This is a genomic window from Xenorhabdus entomophaga (assembly GCF_037996725.1).
Classification (GTDB): domain Bacteria; phylum Pseudomonadota; class Gammaproteobacteria; order Enterobacterales; family Enterobacteriaceae; genus Xenorhabdus; species Xenorhabdus khoisanae.
The window spans coordinates 1-18,527 of the sequence record NZ_JBBMXH010000095.1 but is presented as its reverse complement, the minus strand read 5'-3'; the positions used below and the strand labels follow the sequence as shown (position 1 = coordinate 18,527).

Annotated in this window: 14 protein-coding genes and 6 pseudogenes; 8 read left to right on the top strand and 12 right to left on the bottom strand. The window is 36.4% G+C overall.

Features of this window, described 5'->3' with window-relative positions:
• Positions 1–79 precede the first annotated feature (79 nt).
• The 8 genes and pseudogenes from AAC854_RS17260 to AAC854_RS17225 form a co-directional block, all read right to left on the bottom strand.
• Entirely contained in the window at positions 80–280 is a 201-nt protein-coding gene (locus AAC854_RS17260; protein ID WP_340618198.1) for an IS3 family transposase, read from the bottom strand.
• Between the two features lie 92 nt (positions 281–372).
• Positions 373–690: a transposase gene (locus AAC854_RS17255; RefSeq protein WP_340618197.1), complete on the bottom strand. Its 318-nt coding sequence runs from the start codon at positions 688–690 to the stop codon at positions 373–375.
• Between the two features lie 35 nt (positions 691–725).
• Positions 726–1,097 (bottom strand): annotated as a pseudogene (locus AAC854_RS17250) (transposase); the annotation flags it as partial.
• Positions 1,079–1,234, bottom strand: a complete 156-nt coding sequence (locus AAC854_RS17245) for a hypothetical protein (protein ID WP_340618201.1) — start codon at positions 1,232–1,234, stop codon at positions 1,079–1,081. The gene AAC854_RS17245 and the pseudogene AAC854_RS17250, both read right to left, overlap by 19 nt.
• A 415-nt stretch (positions 1,235–1,649) precedes the next feature.
• Positions 1,650–2,231 carry a hypothetical protein gene (locus AAC854_RS17240; RefSeq protein ID WP_340618196.1) on the bottom strand — a complete coding sequence of 194 codons (582 nt, stop codon included), beginning with the start codon at positions 2,229–2,231 and terminating at the stop codon, positions 1,650–1,652.
• Between the two features lie 10 nt (positions 2,232–2,241).
• Positions 2,242–2,895 (bottom strand): hypothetical protein, encoded by a 654-nt coding sequence (locus AAC854_RS17235; protein ID WP_340618195.1) that lies wholly within the window; start codon positions 2,893–2,895, stop codon positions 2,242–2,244.
• Between the two features lie 10 nt (positions 2,896–2,905).
• Positions 2,906–3,490 (bottom strand): hypothetical protein, encoded by a 585-nt coding sequence (locus AAC854_RS17230; RefSeq protein ID WP_340618194.1) that lies wholly within the window; start codon positions 3,488–3,490, stop codon positions 2,906–2,908.
• A gap of 172 nt (positions 3,491–3,662) precedes the next feature.
• Positions 3,663–5,003, bottom strand: coding sequence for a hypothetical protein (locus AAC854_RS17225; protein WP_340618193.1), 1,341 nt, complete (start codon positions 5,001–5,003; stop codon positions 3,663–3,665).
• A 452-nt stretch (positions 5,004–5,455) separates the two neighbouring features.
• Here AAC854_RS17225 and AAC854_RS17220 point away from each other — a divergent pair.
• Positions 5,456–6,567: pseudogene (locus tag AAC854_RS17220) on the top strand (ISAs1 family transposase).
• Positions 6,568–6,698: 131 nt separating this feature from the next.
• Here AAC854_RS17220 and AAC854_RS24365 read toward each other — a convergent pair.
• Positions 6,699–7,721: pseudogene (locus AAC854_RS24365) on the bottom strand (IS110 family RNA-guided transposase).
• Between the two features lie 145 nt (positions 7,722–7,866).
• On the opposite strand from AAC854_RS24365, the pseudogene AAC854_RS17205 reads away from it, so the two are divergent.
• A pseudogene (locus tag AAC854_RS17205) lies at positions 7,867–8,142 on the top strand (ISAs1 family transposase); the annotation flags it as partial.
• A gap of 14 nt (positions 8,143–8,156) precedes the next feature.
• Positions 8,157–8,324, top strand: a complete 168-nt coding sequence (locus AAC854_RS17200) for a DUF6882 domain-containing protein (protein ID WP_340618191.1) — start codon at positions 8,157–8,159, stop codon at positions 8,322–8,324.
• Positions 8,325–8,390: 66 nt separating this feature from the next.
• Here the strand turns inward: AAC854_RS17200 and AAC854_RS17195 are convergent, their stop codons facing one another.
• The 3 genes and pseudogenes from AAC854_RS17195 to AAC854_RS17185 form a co-directional block, all read right to left on the bottom strand.
• The gene (locus tag AAC854_RS17195; protein WP_340618190.1) at positions 8,391–9,257 is read right to left on the bottom strand and encodes a DUF817 domain-containing protein; all 867 of its coding nucleotides are present in this window, start codon (positions 9,255–9,257) and stop codon (positions 8,391–8,393) included.
• Between the two features lie 383 nt (positions 9,258–9,640).
• Positions 9,641–10,540, bottom strand: a pseudogene (locus AAC854_RS17190) (IS982 family transposase).
• A gap of 100 nt (positions 10,541–10,640) precedes the next feature.
• Positions 10,641–11,263 (bottom strand): annotated as a pseudogene (locus AAC854_RS17185) (IS1 family transposase); the annotation flags it as partial.
• 1,790 nt (positions 11,264–13,053) lie between these two features.
• Here AAC854_RS17185 and AAC854_RS17180 point away from each other — a divergent pair.
• The 5 genes from AAC854_RS17180 to AAC854_RS17160 are packed head-to-tail and all read left to right on the top strand — an operon-like array spanning position 13,054 to position 18,471.
• Positions 13,054–14,166 carry a cytochrome P450 gene (locus AAC854_RS17180; protein ID WP_340618199.1) on the top strand — a complete coding sequence of 371 codons (1,113 nt, stop codon included), beginning with the start codon at positions 13,054–13,056 and terminating at the stop codon, positions 14,164–14,166.
• Positions 14,167–14,224: 58 nt separating this feature from the next.
• A complete protein-coding gene (locus AAC854_RS17175; RefSeq protein WP_273547841.1) occupies positions 14,225–14,863 on the top strand; it encodes a DUF6875 domain-containing protein in 639 nt (212 codons plus the stop codon).
• A 43-nt stretch (positions 14,864–14,906) separates the two neighbouring features.
• Complete coding sequence (locus tag AAC854_RS17170) at positions 14,907–16,127, top strand: MFS transporter (RefSeq protein WP_273547842.1); 1,221 nt, start codon at positions 14,907–14,909, stop codon at positions 16,125–16,127.
• A 60-nt stretch (positions 16,128–16,187) separates the two neighbouring features.
• Positions 16,188–17,378 (top strand): condensation domain-containing protein, encoded by a 1,191-nt coding sequence (locus tag AAC854_RS17165; RefSeq protein WP_340618189.1) that lies wholly within the window; start codon positions 16,188–16,190, stop codon positions 17,376–17,378.
• Complete coding sequence (locus AAC854_RS17160) at positions 17,368–18,471, top strand: AMP-binding protein (RefSeq protein WP_340618188.1); 1,104 nt, start codon at positions 17,368–17,370, stop codon at positions 18,469–18,471. Before AAC854_RS17165 ends, AAC854_RS17160 begins: the two co-directional genes overlap by 11 nt.
• The last annotated feature ends 56 nt before the right edge of the window (positions 18,472–18,527 follow it).

The window sequence follows — 18,527 nt, the reverse complement described above, 5'->3', positions numbered from 1 at the left end:
TTATATTGGTCAACCTGGCGACGACGACATCAGTATCGCGCACAACAATGCCATTATCGTCGGCGGAATAGCCTTATGATTACAGAACGATTACGACTGTAGTACTAGGCTGACAGCTTTCCAGACCACACTCCTGCATCAAACGGCGAGCCAGATAGCGTCCCACTGACTTTCCTTCCGCTTTCAGTAAGGTGCTCAATGTCCGGCTCCCCGAGGCACCACGGCTTTCTTCATGCAACTCCCGGACCCGGCACCGTAACACCAGACGAGAGACGCTCATGGGGCGTTTTTTTCAGTCATAATAAGCACTTCGTGACACATTCAATATCTGGCACAGAACGTTCACTGGCCAGTCAGGAATCAGCTGTGTGATTAGCGTGTAAACTTGCCGGGGATCTCGCTCATCAACACAGCCGCCTGCTTTAAAATGGCTTTCTCCATCTCCAGACGCTTAACCTGCGCTTCCAGCTCTTTGATACGACGTTGCTCAACCGTCAAAGCCTGACCTCGGGGAGTCATGCCCTGAAGCTCGCCCTGATACTGCTTAACCCATTTGCGCAGTGTGCTGGGGTCAATATCCAGACTACGCGCCACATCTATCGCCTTTTGATGATATTTGACCACTTGCTCTACGGCTTCCAGTTTGAACGCCGATGAGTAATGATGCCGGATGGTTGATGGTTTTTTCATCTTTTACACCTTTCTTGACTGTTATTAGATTAACCTCAACTTTGTTTAAGCATTGCAATTTCATGGTCACGTAAACCTAAGCTCGGCTTTTTCGGCTGGAATGTATAAGCAATCAGTCCTGATACTATTTCCAGTAAAAAGCCGACTACGCTTCGGTGCCTTGAGTGCTCTCTCTGAGAAATATTTTTCAATTGGTCATTCACCGTTTCTATCAAAAACCGTTTTCTTAACATGGCCTTGTCCCAAAGCGATAAAAATTTGGCTTTCATATTACGGCGAACATTCGTGATCAGCGTAATGCCTTCCTCCTTCAGTTCATCGCATAGCACTTGCGATAAATAGCCTTTGTCACCATAGAGATGCCCGGTTAAACCTTGTACTCATTCCTTTACCGGCTGACGATCGTCATTATCTCACTGAGAGACAGGGAAGTGGCACGATGACGCTTGAGCTGATTATTCTCAATGAGCTGTTGTTCCCAAAGGGGAATAAATTTTTGGCAAAAATCATCGACGCAACAGAAAAGTTCTTCTAAAGTAGTCATAGCCTGAGGATCCCCACGATTTTGTTTTCTAAGCAAAAACTTTGATCGTGCCTCAGGCGCTTAGTTCCTTTTTTTTCTTTCCTTTCTTAAGCGAAGTTCAGGTTAGATTAACAGGCTTCTAAGGTGTCCGGAATGACTATGTCACTACATCTTTTATGGGTCTACGCCAAGGAGACAATATGATGAGACAATTTTTATGTCTTATTAGCATTGTTTTTGTCTCATCAGAGTGCTACGTTTCCCTCATCTAAAGATAAAGGGGAATTGTGCACAATTCCCCATAAACGCGAGCACGGCTGTTTTTAAATGCAAGCGCCTATATTTACTTAGTCCGCGCGGCACAGGGCTAAGTAATACTCTCATCATTTTGAAAAGCTATTTATACGCAGTTGAATCTATGTGCTTTTACGTTGTGTTAATCTTTATAAAGATTAAAAGAATCAATAAATAGCTGAAATCGATTATAACCATCATTTGGATATTTAAGATGAATATCCGTACTATCAGGATTTTCAAGAGAATAATAATAAATATCTATAGTATCTACAGAGCCAGAATATTTATTTTTATAATTAATTGTATTTATTTGCGCAACAGGGAGGCATATGTTTTCTTTATTTAAAAAACAAAAATCAGAATATAAATATGTGCTTGCTAATTTCGTAATGTCATTATATGTAATTGTATATGGAGCTACCATAGTAGCGGTATTATCGATAGAATTAAGGTTGCCTGCATCACCGTAAGAAACACTACTATTATCCCGTCTCCATGATTGTGTTGCTTTAATTCCAGTATCTGTTAGTTTACAAAAATTATCTTCTGATAAATTAATAGAAATACTTAATGGATTATCAAGGCTGCCATCACCTTTTAATAGAGGATCATCTATATAAGCAACACTAGCTGTATTAATAATGCTATTGATGTTTTCTTCAACGATATGTCCATTATTATAAAAAGAAACAAATTTTAATGAATTTTCTATGCCATTCATACTGTCACCCTTAAATTTGTATAGTAAGTTGCAATAGATAATCTAAATAAATTCCAGAAGTGGTTTCATGGTCATTGGTAAAATACTGAGCCTTATGCGGTACGCCAGAAAACATATGGGTAACAGGAACTTCCAATGGTTCTTTGAAAGGGTAGGTTAATTGAATGATTCTTGGTGATCCAACAAAGATCATATTTTCATATTCATCAAAATACAGTGCGTTATAATATAATGAATACATTATGTCTTTATATGGTAATGTTTTTTTTATATTGGGAATGGTTTTTAAAATATCTTCCGTATAGATAAAATGGCCGTTTTTATTAGGTTTTAAATACTCTGATGGAATATATGTACTTTGATGCATATAATAACTTTGAGTATCAGTTAAGTAAATTCCATCCCATTGTTCAAAATAGTCGGAATAGAATTTTGGTTTCAGGATATTAGCAGTAAAGTAATCATTTTCTGGAAGAGGGTAAAAATTAAATCTAAAATTATAAAGATAATTATCTTTATAATAAGAACTTAGTATTGTTTTATTATCACCATTTAATGTTGGCATATTAAACTGGCTGGCATCAAAATTAACTTTATCTATAGATGTATGGCTGAACTCTTCATTATATGATGGTTGTATTACAGCAGGATAATATTTTTTCATATTTTTATCCTTAAATATAATGAAACATAATTGAATGATGGAAAACTAGTGGTGTTTGCAATATTCCATCTTTTAAGAAATGCTTAACATAAGATGGTACTTTATAAGCTAAAATGTGATATATTATTTCATATTTTTCTTTTTTCCAATCCAGGGCAACTAAAGAATAAGGAATATTTGTAGTTGGACTTCCGCTAGAGTCTATCTCAGAAAAAAAATGTGACTGGCCAAACCAAGACATTGATAATATTTTTGGCTGATAACCTATTGAATTAACCCAAGATTGATATGAAATTGCTCCAGAAAAATAACAGAAACCATTAGGATAAACAGTTTTATTACTCATAAAATCAATAATTCCATCTTGTTTGTAAAGATGAGCTTTATCAACAAATAATCCTCCATCAACAGCTTTAGCTCGATTTGTAAAAGGTTCCATATTAGCAAATTTCACTTTTAAAGGATGATTGATTGAACCATCACCTTCAAAGCTATCGGCTACAGGGTATACTCCAGATATATATTCACCATCTTTCAATGGCATATGTTTCCCATCTTTCAATACAACAGGAATTGGTTGTTGATTTTCGGCCATATATACTCCTAATAAACTAAAATATCACTTGTTCGCTATGGTTATTATTTCAGTGTGTTTGAAAATATAATGAATTATCTAAAATAGAATTAATTGAACGCGATAATTGATACCAATTAATGCATTAAATATAGAATTAAATAATACGGCGTCGGATTATTATAGTTACTCTTTAAGCTTTCTTAAATGCCGGAATAACATAATCACCTGCCGTAAACCATGCATCGGGTGTGCCTAGTAGCATGGCGCGATCGCCAAAAATCGTAGTGGGAATTTCCGATCCTGATGTGGTAGCTGGCGCTTTACCACCCGAAGTCAGTCCCGTATCACCACCGGCACCCATCTGCACATGGCTCATATCAACTGTCAGGGGTGTTTTATCCCCGTTGCTATAAGTCACGGTTAAGGTCATGGTTTTATTGGCTTGATTATAGGTAACGCCAGTAATTGACTTGATCTCAACTTCTTTTGTGGCTTTCTTAATCTTGTCATCCACCACATCACAAGTGGCAACTTTATCGGTTGGCTTTAACGCATTTCCATCGCAACCGGTTAAGTTAGTGACGATTTGCGGATTAGTAACCGTGGCTTTCTTAATCTTGTCATCCACCACATCACAAGTGGCAACTTTATCGGTTGGTTTTAATGGGTTTCCATCACAACCGGTTAAGTTAGTGACGATTTGCGGATTAGTAACCGTGGCTTTCTTAATCTTGTCGTCCACCACATCACAGGTGGCAAGTTTATCGGTGGCTTTTAAGGGAGCGCCATCACAGCCAGCTATATTTTTAGGAATGATTGATGTTGTTGATAAATAGTTATCAACTTCATTTTGAATACAGGGATATAACTGCGAACACATATCTGTCAGTGCTGTAGTATCCAGCGTTAAATGGCCTTCAATATTAGTTTCTTCAATTAACTGAGTCGCTGAAAAAGCATTGTTTTTCCCAGTATTGTTATTTATTTCATTACTGGTTATCAATGCATTTTCTGATATTAAACCGCCACTTATTGTTGGTTGATTTATGGCAGGTTTGTCCAATAGTACTTTGTATATTAATGGGATAATCTGATCATCCAATGGTGCTTTTAATTGCTGTATCAAATCGGCTAACGCATTCGGATCTAATTTGATGGAATCTCGTATGGTTGGAGACTCTAAAGTGCTTTTTAATAAAAGCAGTGATTCTAATTTGGCTCCATTTAACTGCTTGAGTAATGATGCCAGCGCATCAGCATCAAATGTTAGGCTTTTGTTGATGATGGGATTGACTAAAGTCGCGTCAGTCAGTGTGATATTGGATTTCTCAATAGCCGCTATAATACAGGCATTTAATGCATCGCAAAGCTGTTGTGCTAAATTGTTTTTCGTTGCTTCATCAGCTAATGTCAGGTTTGTCACAGTCAGATTTTTTGCACTGCTATTATTGAGAGAGGAATCCTGCAATGTTGTATTCTGTAAAAAATTACCATTCGGTAAATCTGCATCATAACTATTATTATTCGCCATATATTAATACTCCTGAATAGAGTGATAAGTTAATGATTTCCACATTGAGATAGGTATGGTTTCATTATTGGTTTAAAATTAATTAAAAAACATATAACGTTTAATTTAGAGATTTAAATTGATTGAATTACGAACGCTACACTATGAATATATTGTTTTTGTTTTTTTAAATCTAGTGGTTTTTGATATTGTTTTGATATTTGGATTTTTATGCTGAAAAATAAAATTCATGCGCTTTTATTTATTTCCATTCGTATTTTAAATCTATTTTTAGCGAGTAAACTTTATTTCATTAAGAAATAAGTTTTTAATTGTCGGGTTATGTTTATTTCTTATTTAGCAAGTCACGGTCTTACCCAGGGGGCAGGGCGGGAGCATACTTTTTAACATCTATTGAATGAGGGTTAATAACGTGATCTAATTAGCCTTATTTCTCTTCTCATTGCTCGCCCATGACCCTGATTGAACATTTATCCGTTGTGAAAGAAACCCGCTCTGATATCAATCGTCAGTACGATCTGGTTGATGTGATTTTCCTCGTCATCAGTGTCATTATGGCCGGCGCCTAAGTAAAGTGGTTGAGAGAATATCGCCCGTTTCTCCATGGGATACCGCGCCGACACACCATTGCGAGGATCCTGCGTGCTATTGAGCTGGATTCTTTACTGGAAGCCTTACTGAACTGGGTCAATGAACAGCGTGAGCAAGGAGGAAAACCGGTTATCGCCTTTGACGGAAAAGTTCTGCGGCAGGCTTACCGGAATGAAAAGAAAAACGCACTCCAACTGGTCACTGCGTATGATACTGAGCGGGGATTAATGCTGAGTCAGAAATCCACTGCCACGAAAAACGGTGAAATCAGTACGGTCCGGATATTCTGAATCTGAAAGGCAGCATTGTGACCCTGGATGCCCTGCACTGTCAGCGGGAAACCCTGGAAAAAATCAGCGAAGAGAAAGCCCATGTCGTTGTTCAGGTGAAGAAAAACCAACCCCGCCTGTGGGAAAGCGTTCAGTCTCAGTTTCAGCGGGTGTTTGAGGCTGGGAAAGAAAAAATTATCACTGAAATCAAACAAGAATCGCATGGCCGACGGGAAGAACGTTATATGTTCCAACTCAAACCCCAATTTACCCCTGAAATGGTGGAGAAATGGCCGACAATCCGCAGCATTATTGCGGTTGAGCGGCACCGGACAGAAAAGGTTAAGGGCACGGTGACGGTTGCAGCATTGTTGGCTGAGGTTCCGGAACTGGGTAACCTCTCGCGGCGTGAAATCAGCGCACTTGTGGGTGTGGCGCCCATAAACCGCGACTCGGGCACTATGCGCGGTCGACGAACTATTTTTGGCGGCAGGGCCGGGGTAAGAACGGCACTGTACATGTCTGCACTTGTGGCAGCCCGATTTAATCCAGTGATAAAAGCGTTTTACATGCGTCTGCTTGCCGCCGGAAAAGCCAAAAAAGTTGCTCTGGTTGCCTGTATGCGTAAGTTGCTGACTATCCTGAATGCGATGCTCAGAAAGAACGAAGAATGGAATGAGTCGTACCATCACATTGCACCATAATTTTTATGTTCAAGACAGTTGCTCATTAATTCGACAGTCTCGATAGACTGACCGGGTTACCAGGTTCACAGAGAATCGGTACTACCTGTCAATGACATCAACTTATGGACTTTTGCTACATAAAGGGTTACTCATCGCTCTTCATAACTCGATTGTTGGTTGATTAGTGCCCACGCTATTCGGGCATTTTTATTTGCCAGCGCTACTGCTGCCTTATTGAGTCCGCTGCGGGTTATCACGCCTTTTAACCAACGCTGTAATCCATTACATCGTTCGTCGGGGAGTTTTTGTACCCGATAAGCCACTGAGCGGGCACCGTGGATCAGTATTCCACGAAAATAGCTATCTCCGCGTTTCGTGATCCCCAATAACCTGACTTTGCCTCCGCTGCTATGTTCCCTAGGTACCAGCCCCAGATAGCTGGCAAAATGGCGACCATTTTTGAAGTTATTGCTGTCGCCCAAGGCGACCATCAAAGCCGATGCTCCCAGCGGACCGATACCCGGCAGTGTCAGTCATCGCCCGATATCTTCCTGTTGCGCATTCAGGTGGTCGAGGCGTTTATTCAGCTCCATCAGGCGCTGCTGTTGTTCTTTGAGTTCAAACAACAGTTCCTGAAACAGCTCACGGCTCATTGGAGTCAGGTCATTTTCCGCGATTTCCAGATGGTCAGGCAAACATTGCTCAACTTTGTGAGCGCTTTCCGGGATGGCAATGCCATATTCCAAGCCTAATCCCCGGATTTGATTAATCAGCGCCGTTCTGTTTTTCATTAGCCGCTGGCGAACCCGATGCAAACACTGAATATCCTGCTGTGCCTGTGTTTTTTCCGGAACATAACGCATTCCCGGACGACTGTCTGCTTCCACAATAGCCATGGCATCATTTTTATCATTCTTGCTGCCCATTCTGAAGAGAGCGACATATTGGGGACTGATTTGCTTCACTTCGTGACCAAAGTGTTTAAATTGGCGACTCCAGTAATTTGCACTACCACAGGCTTCCATTACAATTTTTGAAGGGGGTTGTTGCGCAATGAAAGCCGTCAGTTTATCGCGTGAAACCACCGTGTTTTTAATCATTTTTCCAAGCGGGGATGCAATATGTAATTGAAACACTCGCTTTGCCAGGTCAATTCCGATAACTTGTTCCATGGGACACCTCTTCATGTTTTTGCTGATGTATTCAGCATGGCTCACTGAAGCCGTTTTGGGGAGGTGTCCATTTTATTAACCCATTTCACTTTATGCCTTGTCATGTTGGATCTGGATATTATGCCATATTAGTATGATTTAGCTATATGTCAGTTCCCTTTCTCCCCGCCATAAATTATTGGGGTACTACATTCGCCAGCATTGGCGCATTGAAAATAGCCAGCACTATATTCTTGATGTGGTTTTTAAAGAGGACGATTCACGCATTGTACTGGACGGGGCGATTGAAAATTTGGCGTTATTCCGGCGTATCGTGTTGAGTATGGTGAAACAATGTGATTGTGGTGCACCCAGTCAACGAAATAAACTCAAAAAAGCCGGTTGGAGTGATGATTATCGTGCACAGGTTTTCTTTGGCTGAGGATTAATCAAAATATGCTCGCGCCCTGGATGTGGGGCTGGGCAAATAATTCGATAAAAGAGTCTCTGACACAGGACGCATTAACGGTACAGGCTTATGGTGAGCGCTATGGCAATGTTTTATTGACCGAGCGTGTCAGTGAAATGGATGAAAAAAACAGAGCCTTACTCTTCGCTGTGTAAGGCTCTCTCTTCTTTGTATGGGGTGTCTTACCACCCCGTCAAATCCGGACAGATAAACATTGTGCTTTAACGGGCAATTGCCACATTCGCTTTGATATGTTTAAGGTGAACGACAATCGTAAAGGTCACAACCACTAATAATGACCATGCCCCCCATTTTCCTGCATGAACAACAGACCAAGCGCCTAACTGATCCGGGTATTGCCAGATCCCAAAGAAGGTGCCGAAGTTTTCTGCCAACCAAATAAAAAAACCAATCAGTATAAAAGCAAGTAATAGTGGCATTCTGCGTTCTTCATCCAACGGCGTATAAAAAACAGTACCACGTGCATACAAACCGAAAATAAAAGCAGTTAAGTACCAGCGGTAATCATTAATATAATGATGACTAAAAAAGTTGATATAAATTGCCAGTGCCACCAGTGTTGCCATCCAATACGGTGGGTAATGCTCAATGCGTACCTTAAAAAAGCGCCATGACTGTATAATGTAGCTTCCCACGGCCGCATACATAAAACCTGTAAATAGCGGGACTCCCCAAAGCTTAGTAAACGCAGCATCAGGATATTGCCATGAACTGATAGATGCTGATGTTTTAAATAGCTCCATCACAAAACCGACTAAATGGAAGACGCAGATCGCTTTCAATTCATCCCATGTTTCGAGTTTTAACCGTATTAGTAATGCTTGAAAGGTCACTGCAAATACTAATAGTACATCATAACGCGGTATGCCCATGATGCCTTTTGCCGGAACCAAAAATAAAGCTAAAAAAAAGAAACCAGCAAATAAGCACGAGCGTGCATTAATCAATCCAAAGAAAAGAAACTCTAGAATAAATCGCTTAACACCTGTGCTGTTATTGGGCTTATGAGCCATTAAGAAGTTATCAACTTTACGCAGGACATTCAGTTTTTGGCACATAATTTCCATTTAATTAACCTGTTGGTGTTATTTGTTGTCAATTCGCTACGATAATGCCTATTTCACGCAGCGAATTCTAGCAGGATTTGAGCAACTATTCACCAGCAACTATTGAATAATCAGGTTAAGCACATCCGGGTATACGTATGGCGTGTTAACTCTTATCGCTCGCATTTTAGCGAGCGATATCAGTATATTGAAATCTCCTGTTTCATGGTCATTTAAAGTGAGTATGAGGAGATGGATTGCAAACATGGCTCTTTGTCAGCCAGGTTATAACGGCATTATAGCGACACAACAGTCACGTCAATGTAAATTCATTTTTTCATCTCAATAATGTAGTAGTTGCCATTTTCTGTGGAAAAATTCAAGTTATAACGCGATGCTCGACTTTAACATCCTATGACGTTGGCTTGTTGAAGCCAGTCGCGTTGACTTTTACCTTGTTTAAAATTGGCAAAAATACCCAACGTGTGAGAAAGCAGTTTTCTGGCAATGCGATTACTCAAATGCCACAAATCCCGTGCCCAGCACTTCTCGATAGCAAATTGTCCGGCGAGTTGACCAATCAAGGTTTCAATTAAACGGCGTTTAGCGTTAATGACCCTTCTCGTTTTTCTGGGGATGGGATCATCCATATTGGCACGCACTGGGGTCATCATTTCAATACCCTTTGCCTTCATTTCCTGTTTAAATTCAACGCCTAAATACCCTTTATCACCAAGCAAATAGCCTTTTATCGAGCCGATCACATCCTAGGTTGCTTCACGCTCACTGACATTGGCGGGCGTCAGTGTAAACCCGGTTACCACGCCGATTTCGTCTATCATGAGATGTCCTTTGAAGCCGTAGTAAGTTTCGTTTTTGGCGGCGCAGTACCCATAATCGGCTTGTCCTTTGAAGTTGGCACTGCCTTTTGCTCTTTTGAATCCACAGACGGGCAGCGGAAATCCGTCGATAATATGTACCGGCCTGTCGAGCGCGCCCAATAACCTCGCCAGCTTTTCTTGCAGTTTTTGTTTAACAACCCAAAGATTTGAAGCCTGTTTAGCAAAATTGGCACGTGAACCGAGTCCTGGAAACCACTCACGCCAGTGGTTACAAAAATACATCCAAATGCCTTTATCTGTTGAAAATCCTAAGAATTCACCCATCACTTCCATCGTGATGACTTCCGCATCACTCAGCTTAGGTGGGATCCCCCGGCTCCTTAATCGTATGTCTTGCAGTAACGCTGTTAAATTATCGTCTACCCAACAAAACACCCAAATGATAAAATCTTGCTGTGACATAGCCTTTGTTCCTTTATTTCTCTCAGTTTGGCGACTTAAAGTTATAAAGGACTGGCTATGTCATTTCAACTCACCACGAAAGTCGAGCATCGCGTTAACTTAATGTTTTACGATTCAGCCGCTTAATTCGGTTTCTAAGGGTGAGGTTTTCACGTTCAATACGCTGCGTAAAACTTTTTCCGATGAGGTGATTATCCGTGGGCAACAAGTTATAAGCCTTGAATTTATCGGTACACCAAAAAGCGACGTTAAAGTGCGATAATTTTTTGAGCAGTTTCTTCAATGTCTTTTTGCTTCGTCGGCCGAAAGTATGTGCAATAATACGCTTCAGACGAGGCTCCCAAGCAGACCATAACCAACGTTGTGGCTTTTTATTTCCAACAAATGACCACATCTCATCGACTTCACAGATGAGCTGAATTTCCACAGGTTCCAGTGGTAATGTGGTTACACATCGTGGGGACAATTTTTTAAAGCGCGAACGACAGCATTAATACTGATATGCAGTACCCGTGCAGTGTCACGGATGCCGGCATTATTCATTGCAAGATCCACAACTTGTTCTTTTATGCCCGTCCGGCAAGCACGATAAGCATATTCAAGCTGAAAAGTACGGCGACAAGACAGGCAATGATAACGCTGACGTTCACCTTGGCCTGTACCATGTTTTCTTACTGATTCAGTTTGTTGACAAAATCGACATTTCACTTCTACCGTCGCCATCTTATTTCCTGAAAAAGTGAGGAGTATACATGAGAAACAACAAATTGAATACGTAACTGCAATTTAGGTTAACTGCCATTAGGATTTAATCTTGCACTTCGAGTTTGCTACAACAGGCTAATAATTGCAGTTAAAACTAATACAGTCGCTATCATTGCTTGTATGCGTAAATTACTGGCTATTTTCAACAAATGAGCTATGGGACGAACCATTTCACCCTATTTAAAGCGAAAGACAGTTGCTTATTGCAGCCCTTAATACAGTTAACAATATTTATGTAGAACTTTTGGTCAAGAATTGAATGCCAGTCACAATTAATTAATTATTTTCATTAATTTGTTGTTTTTTATTTTAAAAGGTTGAGTTTTTGTTAATGGCCTTTTAAGCTGTACAACTTCTAGAGTGCTGCAATTCTCTATATTTAGAAATAAATCTCTTTGAGTAATCTCATAATGGGATTATTTTAAATTCCTATTTATAATATTTTCATATGGGAGTATATTATTTTTTATAATTAATTTGAAAATATATCTTATGATTTAATAAACTGTGTTCAAACAGACATATGTTTTACTGATCTTAGTGATGATAATTAATTTTTATTCACATTTGAAAATCGCTCCCTGTGGAGGTGGCTAGCAACAGGTTTCGACTCTGCCTTATTGGTTTTTAGATTTTAAAGTAACAGAAGTTGCAGTTATTTTTTTGAGGGGTCTTAGTACGTCTCTCGGGGGGAAATCAAAGCCTTCTTCTATGAAGGAGGCTTTTTACTATAACTGGCTTTGTTTCAAAATTTGTAATTTAACCAATATTATAAAGGAGCTGAATTAATAATAAATAAGTTATATATTTTCAAGAAATAAAATTTATGATGTTTACTATCTAATAAAAAACAGGAAATAACATAGATAGAAGATAATTTCGTGAATAAAATATTATTTTCAGCTTGAAAACATAACCAAGTTGTGCGGTAGCTTCACCATAAAAATTTACTATATACATAAGATGATACTATGAATTAGTATATTTTATCAGAGTGAAATTATTAATTTAATGACATTGAAGATCTTTATCTATTTGGATTGATAACCAATAATTATAAATTCTACCTAAACATATATTCATCAATTTAATATGAAATATTGGAATTTTTGAAGCGATAATTCATTTTTAATTTTTTAATAAATTATTTTTCAAGGCAGTTGTCTCTTATGGAAGTGATTCAGGGCTCGATCGATCATACTATTTTTTATGTATTTAAATTTTAATATTTCTATCCATTAAAATTTAATAGTTTTATACCGGTGACAATTATCCTTAATTATAGTTATTTAGTATTTTATAGTTAATAAAAGAGTTAAAGAACAATATATTCATTTTAAGTACGAGCATTAATCAAAATATGCACGCGTTTTATGGCTATGGTCAACTCTACCTAATTTGTTTTTAGATTTTAAAGTAAAAGAAGTGATAGTAACTTCTTTTTAGGTGTTTTAGTATACCTTTCGGAGGCGAAATCAAAACCCTTGCGATGAAAGGGTCTTTACTTTTTATAATTGGAGCATAGTCATTAAAAATAAAAGAAATAACACCGGTTCAATATTGGTCATAAAATTTACTCAACTCTTACAACATAACATATCGTACAAAAAAACATGGTGATTTATGGATGCTTTATTTTTAAAATATAAATTCTTTTATTTCTTTTTAAATAAAAAATTATATTATTTTTTTAAATCTCAATCTAAAAAAAAGGTTCAGCAACAAAATATTAAAGTTGGAAAAAAAATATATATTTTATTCATGATCCAGAAATTATAAGAGAGGTATTTATATATGGAAAAAGACTACACCGAGGGCCTCTGCAAAAAATAATAGGAAAAGGATTATTCTCCGAAGAAACATGCTCAAATAGTAGAGAACGTAGAAAGAAAATTCAAAATGCGATCAATAGAGAAGTCATAAACTACATTGATTCTTGTATTTTTCATAATTTCGAAGCTTTCTCATTTAATCAACTAAAAAATAATTCAATTATTTTATATTTAAAAAGGTTAAGTATTGAAACAAATGTGGATATTGTTCTTTCGCCTAAAAGTGATAACGAAAAGAAAACATTAAGTGATTCTATAGAAATTATATTGGATTATATAGAATATGATTTATTTACTAAAATAAAGATATTTAAAAATAATAAAAATCAATTTATTTTAGCCAAAAAAAGAGTTTTTGATTATGTATCAGAAAACATTGTTAGAACGCATCTAGCTTCTGATAATAGCTTTTTGGGATGTTTAATCAACCTATATAAAAAAGGAGAATTAACTGAAGAACAGGTAAATGATGAGGTCTTATCCTTTTTAGGAAGTGGTGTAGAAACAACTGGTGCTATGTTATTCTGGGTTATGAAATGTTTCATGGATTATCCTATTGAAGCTAATAAAATAAAGAATGAAATTACGCAAGAAAACATAAACTATAAAAGCGTACTTAAAAATCGTAATTTCAATAACTTTGTATTAGAAACATTACGACATTATCCAGCTGCTTGGGCAATGATACGTTATATTGATAATGATCAGATTTCTTCTATTGAATCAGGGGCATTTGCCTGGCTATCTCCATGCATAACCCACTTTGATGAACGCTATTGGAATAAGCCCGAATTATTTTACCCAAATAGATTCAATCACCCTTATGACAAAAATTCTTATTTTCCATTTGCTCAAGGTACTCATAAATGTTTTGGTGAATACCTTGCCATTAGTCAAATGAAAGTATTTCTTTATCTTTGTGCTACACGCTTAGACACTACAAAAAGTATGCTCAATATTGGTAAGCTATCATCAAAACTCGCATTGCTTCCCAAATTTATAAAAGGGGAATTGATGGAAAATTCGTAAAATAATATCATTTTATGTTTTTATCGATAAAAAATAGTTCACTAAATTGGATAATTATATGTTAATAGAAAAAACTTATTCTTGTTCTAAACAAGATAGCTATAGCAATGAAATGGAGATAATAAAAAAATGGATGTTAAATGTTATTGGTGAACCATGTAAAGAAATAAAAAGACACGGGGCAATATGCCCATTTGTAAAGAAAGCTCATAATTTAGGTTCTATATATATGGTAGAGTATGATGCCAAAAATATAGAATATGAACAATATACTAGGCAATTATGTCAACTTACTGAGTTTTACAATGAAAAAGAAAAATTTCTATCTAAAGATAAAAAAGATTTTTTTAGCATAGTCATAATAATAAAAAATCTTTCAAAAGAAAGATATAGTAAATTTATTGATGCTGTACATTATGATATCCGCCTCCATTTTATGAGAAAATCCCTTATGATTGGTGAGTTCCACCCTCACTCTCAAAAACCCTCTGTAAGAAATAATAATTTTTATCCTCTTGTGAGTCCATTACCTTGTTTTGTAATTAGAAAGCTTACAACACATGATATTCTATTTATAAATCAAGAAAGTGATCCAATAGAAAAGCGTAAAGAGGAACTAAAAATATATGCTGAAAAAAATGGAATTTTAGGAGAAAAAGCAAATGGCTTTCTTGAAAAGAGGATGAAAATAGACTAATAATAAAAAATTATAGAAAATTACACATAAAAAGAAAATACTCATGAAAAAAATACCCTTTCAAGTCAGTGGATTATTAGTATTAAATGGTATATCTATTTTGGGTAATTCTATTACTGAGATCGCTATTCCATGGCTTATCCTTGAAATATCTGGAAGCCCATTATTAGTTGCAACAGTCATGTCAGCTAAAATATTGCCAGTAATATTATCCATGTTCTTCAGTTCACCAATTGTAGATAAATATGGAGCATTCCAAATTTCAGTATTTTCTGATCTTGTAAATTTTCTTAGTGTTTTGTTAATTCCAATATTTTACACCATCGGAATAATGGATTTTTATTTATTGGCTATTCTTCTTATATTTGCAACAATCTTTGATGCTCCTGGTAGACTAGCTAAAGATATTATGTTGGCTAAGGAAATAAAAAATAATGAAAATGAACTTATAAATGGTATAAATAGCACTATAGAAAATATTTGTGACCTTACAGGACCAATCTTTGGCGCGCTTGTTATATCAGTATTAGGAACAATAAATGCACTATATTTTGATGCGGCTAGTTTTTTAATTGTTGCCTTGGGAATTGTCATATTGAGAAAGTATTTCATTTCAGATGTTAGTAAAGTATATAAATCCCCATCTCAACCATTTAATTATTTTTTTGAATCTATTAAATATATTAAATCAGAAAAAGAAATATTTTCTGTTCTCATCATCAGCTCAATAGTCAATCTTGTTATAACGCCATTTCTTTTGATTTATTTACCTTATGTTAATAAACAAGCATTCAACTCTATACTGAGCCTTGGCATCTCTATGATGAGCTTCGGTTTTGGTACAAGCCTTTCTTCATTACTTTATGGAATATTTGGTAAATATTTTTCAAAACATCAAATCATCATTACAGGATACACCTTGCTTATTCTGTGTTTCTTATCTTTAAGCCTAATTCATTCACAATATATATTTTTCTTACAACTCTTTGTAATCGGTTGTTGTATTGGTTTTGCTGGACCAGTCGAAATAACTATGATCCAGCAACAAGTACCAGAAAATCTATTTGGTCGTATAATGACACTTTTCACTTCCACTCGTTTCTTATCTGTACCTATTGGATACATCTTTTTCGGAACAATATTAGAGTCTAATATTTCACAAAAAACTCCTTTAATCATGGCAGGAACTATATTATGTGGCCTATTAATATACTTTTGCCTATTAAGTGTGCACTTTAATAAGTTAAATAAAAACCTAAAATAGTTATTATTTAATAGTGACTTGACTATAACCTAAACCTTATTTTATTGAGGCCAGAACACCATGCATTTATCTTATTTACAGCGCAGAATGTGGTGGCTAAACGAAACAAATAAAAAAGCTGTGGGATTTAATATCCCTATACTTTTTAAATCCATTACCACTCCTAACCACGTTTGGTTAAATCATATTACTCACCATACCATACAGCTTGGATTAGAAAACTATAAACTAAGCGGCTTAGTTGACTTAAAATGGGAATGGACATCCAATTTATCTTTATATATCGACATAGTTACCTGTAAGGAAATGGAACAATCAACAATTTGCCAGAGCTTATCTAGGCATCATTTTGACCTTAGCCAAGAAGCACCTATCAGAATTCATCTGCTCCTGACAGAGCAAAAATCATACCTATTATTTGTTTTTTGCCATATTGTGTTTGATGGTTCTGCAGCAGCCCTATTTATTGCTAGCCTAGAGAAAAATTGTCGAAAGTCTATAAAATATCTCTTAGATGAACCAAATTCACAACAATATGAGAATATGTTTCTTGTAAAGAGTAATTCCATCACATATTGGGAAATACAATTACAGCAATTAAATGAAGGTCTTCTTGCGGCACCTCTCCCACAACAAGAAGAAGTTATGGTGTTTGAATTTCCTGCAGAACTATTTTCCTTATCACGCCAATACTGTAGGCGGACAAGAGTAAATTTATCAGCTCTGATGTTATCAATCTGGGCCCAATGGCTTATGCAGTATTTCAATAAATCAGCAGTGACAATTGGAACCGCTAGTGAAAACAGAACTACAGCCGAGAAAAAGAATATTTTGCATTTATATGTTTCGGTATTCCCGTTGGTAATTACAGATTGCTCGCCTAAAGAAATTGATAAAAAATACCAATCAGTAAAAAAATTTCCTTATGTACCTTATGAAGATCTTGTTAAGTTAGATAATTTCACAAAGTTAAGTGGATGGTTTGACTTTTATTTCGGATTTCATTATTGGCCTAAAACAAATTTTAACATTAAAGGAATAGACTGGGAAATATGTACATTCACTCAAGGTATTTCACGATATCCATTATCAATGGATATATTTTTACTAGGTGAAAAAACCTATATAAAAATTGAGAGGGATATTTATCTTAATGGTATGAATAATAAGGATATATATTCTCAGTATCTTACTATTTTACAGAGCACTCTTCAAATTTCATTAATGCCAGGAAATCAACATGTTAAATAAATTAATAAATAGTTTAATCGAAAACCAAGATGGAATAGCTATTATAGATAATAATAATGATTTCAGTTATAAAGAGCTTAACAGTCTGGTAAAAAATATAGCCCAGTCATTACAATCAATAGATGTATTAAGCCAACCTACTTTTATTACTGTATTTCTTCCTGGTGGCTACCACTTCGTTGCTTCAATATTAGCTGTAATATTTTCTGGTCATAAATATATTCCTCTCGATCCAAACATGGGTGCACAAAGATTACAGAATATCCATAAGCAAACAAACTGCATAGTGATCACCATGGCATGTTATCAACATTTAGTGCCTCATGATCTACAATGCCTTATCCTAGATAAATTACCCTCACACACAGTTCGGCTACCAAAATATCGACAAAATAATGAGTGTATTTATACTATTTTCACATCTGGTACAACCGGTATTCCTAAGGGAGCTCAGGTGCATCTTGGTGGTTTCACAAATGTCGTTAATTGGTATATAGAAGAGTTAACTATTACCAAAAATGATGTAATTTTAATTCCTTCTTCAATTAGTTTTGATTTGACACAGAAAAATATTTTTTCTGCATTAGTAACAGGAGCGTGTCTTGTCTTTCCATCACTTTCTCCTTTCGATCCTATTTCTATACGTCAAAAAATCGCACAATTTCAGGTAACAAAATTTAACTGTACACCTTCTACACTAAGCTTACTTACAGATACTAAACGGTTAGATTTTTCTAATAGTTTAGATACTATCGTACTTGGTGGAGAACAAGTATCAAAATCAGTTATCCAATTATGGTTATCAGAAAATCCAAAAATAAAATTTATGAATTCATATGGCCCAACAGAATGTTCAGACGTCGTTTGCTTCTGTTGGATTACAGAAACCATGTTATCTTCAAAATACCCAATACCAATTGGTCACGCTATTCCAAATACTGTCTTAACACTGTCCGAAACTTGTCTAGATGAAGAAGGTTTAGAAATTGGAGAAATAGTGATTACCGGAGAACCTGTTGGCCTAGGATATATTGATGAAACTTGGATTCGCATGATAAGTGCAATTTCTGAAAAAGGCGGTCAGTTGCTATAGTAGGCATCTTTCTCGCCAAAGGAAAATGCACTATGACCTATAAACAACTGACCGAA

Excerpts from the sequence above, each read along its gene's own strand:
- AAC854_RS17170 (WP_273547842.1), top strand. The coding sequence starts at position 14,907 with ATGAAAAAAATACCCTTTCAAGTCAGTGGATTATTAGTATTAAATGGT.
- AAC854_RS17195 (WP_340618190.1), bottom strand. The coding sequence starts at position 9,257 with ATGGAAATTATGTGCCAAAAACTGAATGTCCTGCGTAAAGTTGATAAC.
- AAC854_RS17175 (WP_273547841.1), top strand. The coding sequence starts at position 14,225 with ATGTTAATAGAAAAAACTTATTCTTGTTCTAAACAAGATAGCTATAGC.
- AAC854_RS17255 (WP_340618197.1), bottom strand. The coding sequence starts at position 690 with ATGAAAAAACCATCAACCATCCGGCATCATTACTCATCGGCGTTCAAA.
- AAC854_RS17260 (WP_340618198.1), bottom strand. The coding sequence starts at position 280 with ATGAGCGTCTCTCGTCTGGTGTTACGGTGCCGGGTCCGGGAGTTGCAT.
- AAC854_RS17230 (WP_340618194.1), bottom strand. The coding sequence starts at position 3,490 with ATGGCCGAAAATCAACAACCAATTCCTGTTGTATTGAAAGATGGGAAA.
- AAC854_RS17200 (WP_340618191.1), top strand. The coding sequence starts at position 8,157 with ATGCTCGCGCCCTGGATGTGGGGCTGGGCAAATAATTCGATAAAAGAG.
- AAC854_RS17160 (WP_340618188.1), top strand. The coding sequence starts at position 17,368 with ATGTTAAATAAATTAATAAATAGTTTAATCGAAAACCAAGATGGAATA.
- AAC854_RS17235 (WP_340618195.1), bottom strand. The coding sequence starts at position 2,895 with ATGAAAAAATATTATCCTGCTGTAATACAACCATCATATAATGAAGAG.
- AAC854_RS17245 (WP_340618201.1), bottom strand. The coding sequence starts at position 1,234 with ATGACTACTTTAGAAGAACTTTTCTGTTGCGTCGATGATTTTTGCCAA.
- AAC854_RS17165 (WP_340618189.1), top strand. The coding sequence starts at position 16,188 with ATGCATTTATCTTATTTACAGCGCAGAATGTGGTGGCTAAACGAAACA.
- AAC854_RS17240 (WP_340618196.1), bottom strand. The coding sequence starts at position 2,231 with ATGAATGGCATAGAAAATTCATTAAAATTTGTTTCTTTTTATAATAAT.
- AAC854_RS17225 (WP_340618193.1), bottom strand. The coding sequence starts at position 5,003 with ATGGCGAATAATAATAGTTATGATGCAGATTTACCGAATGGTAATTTT.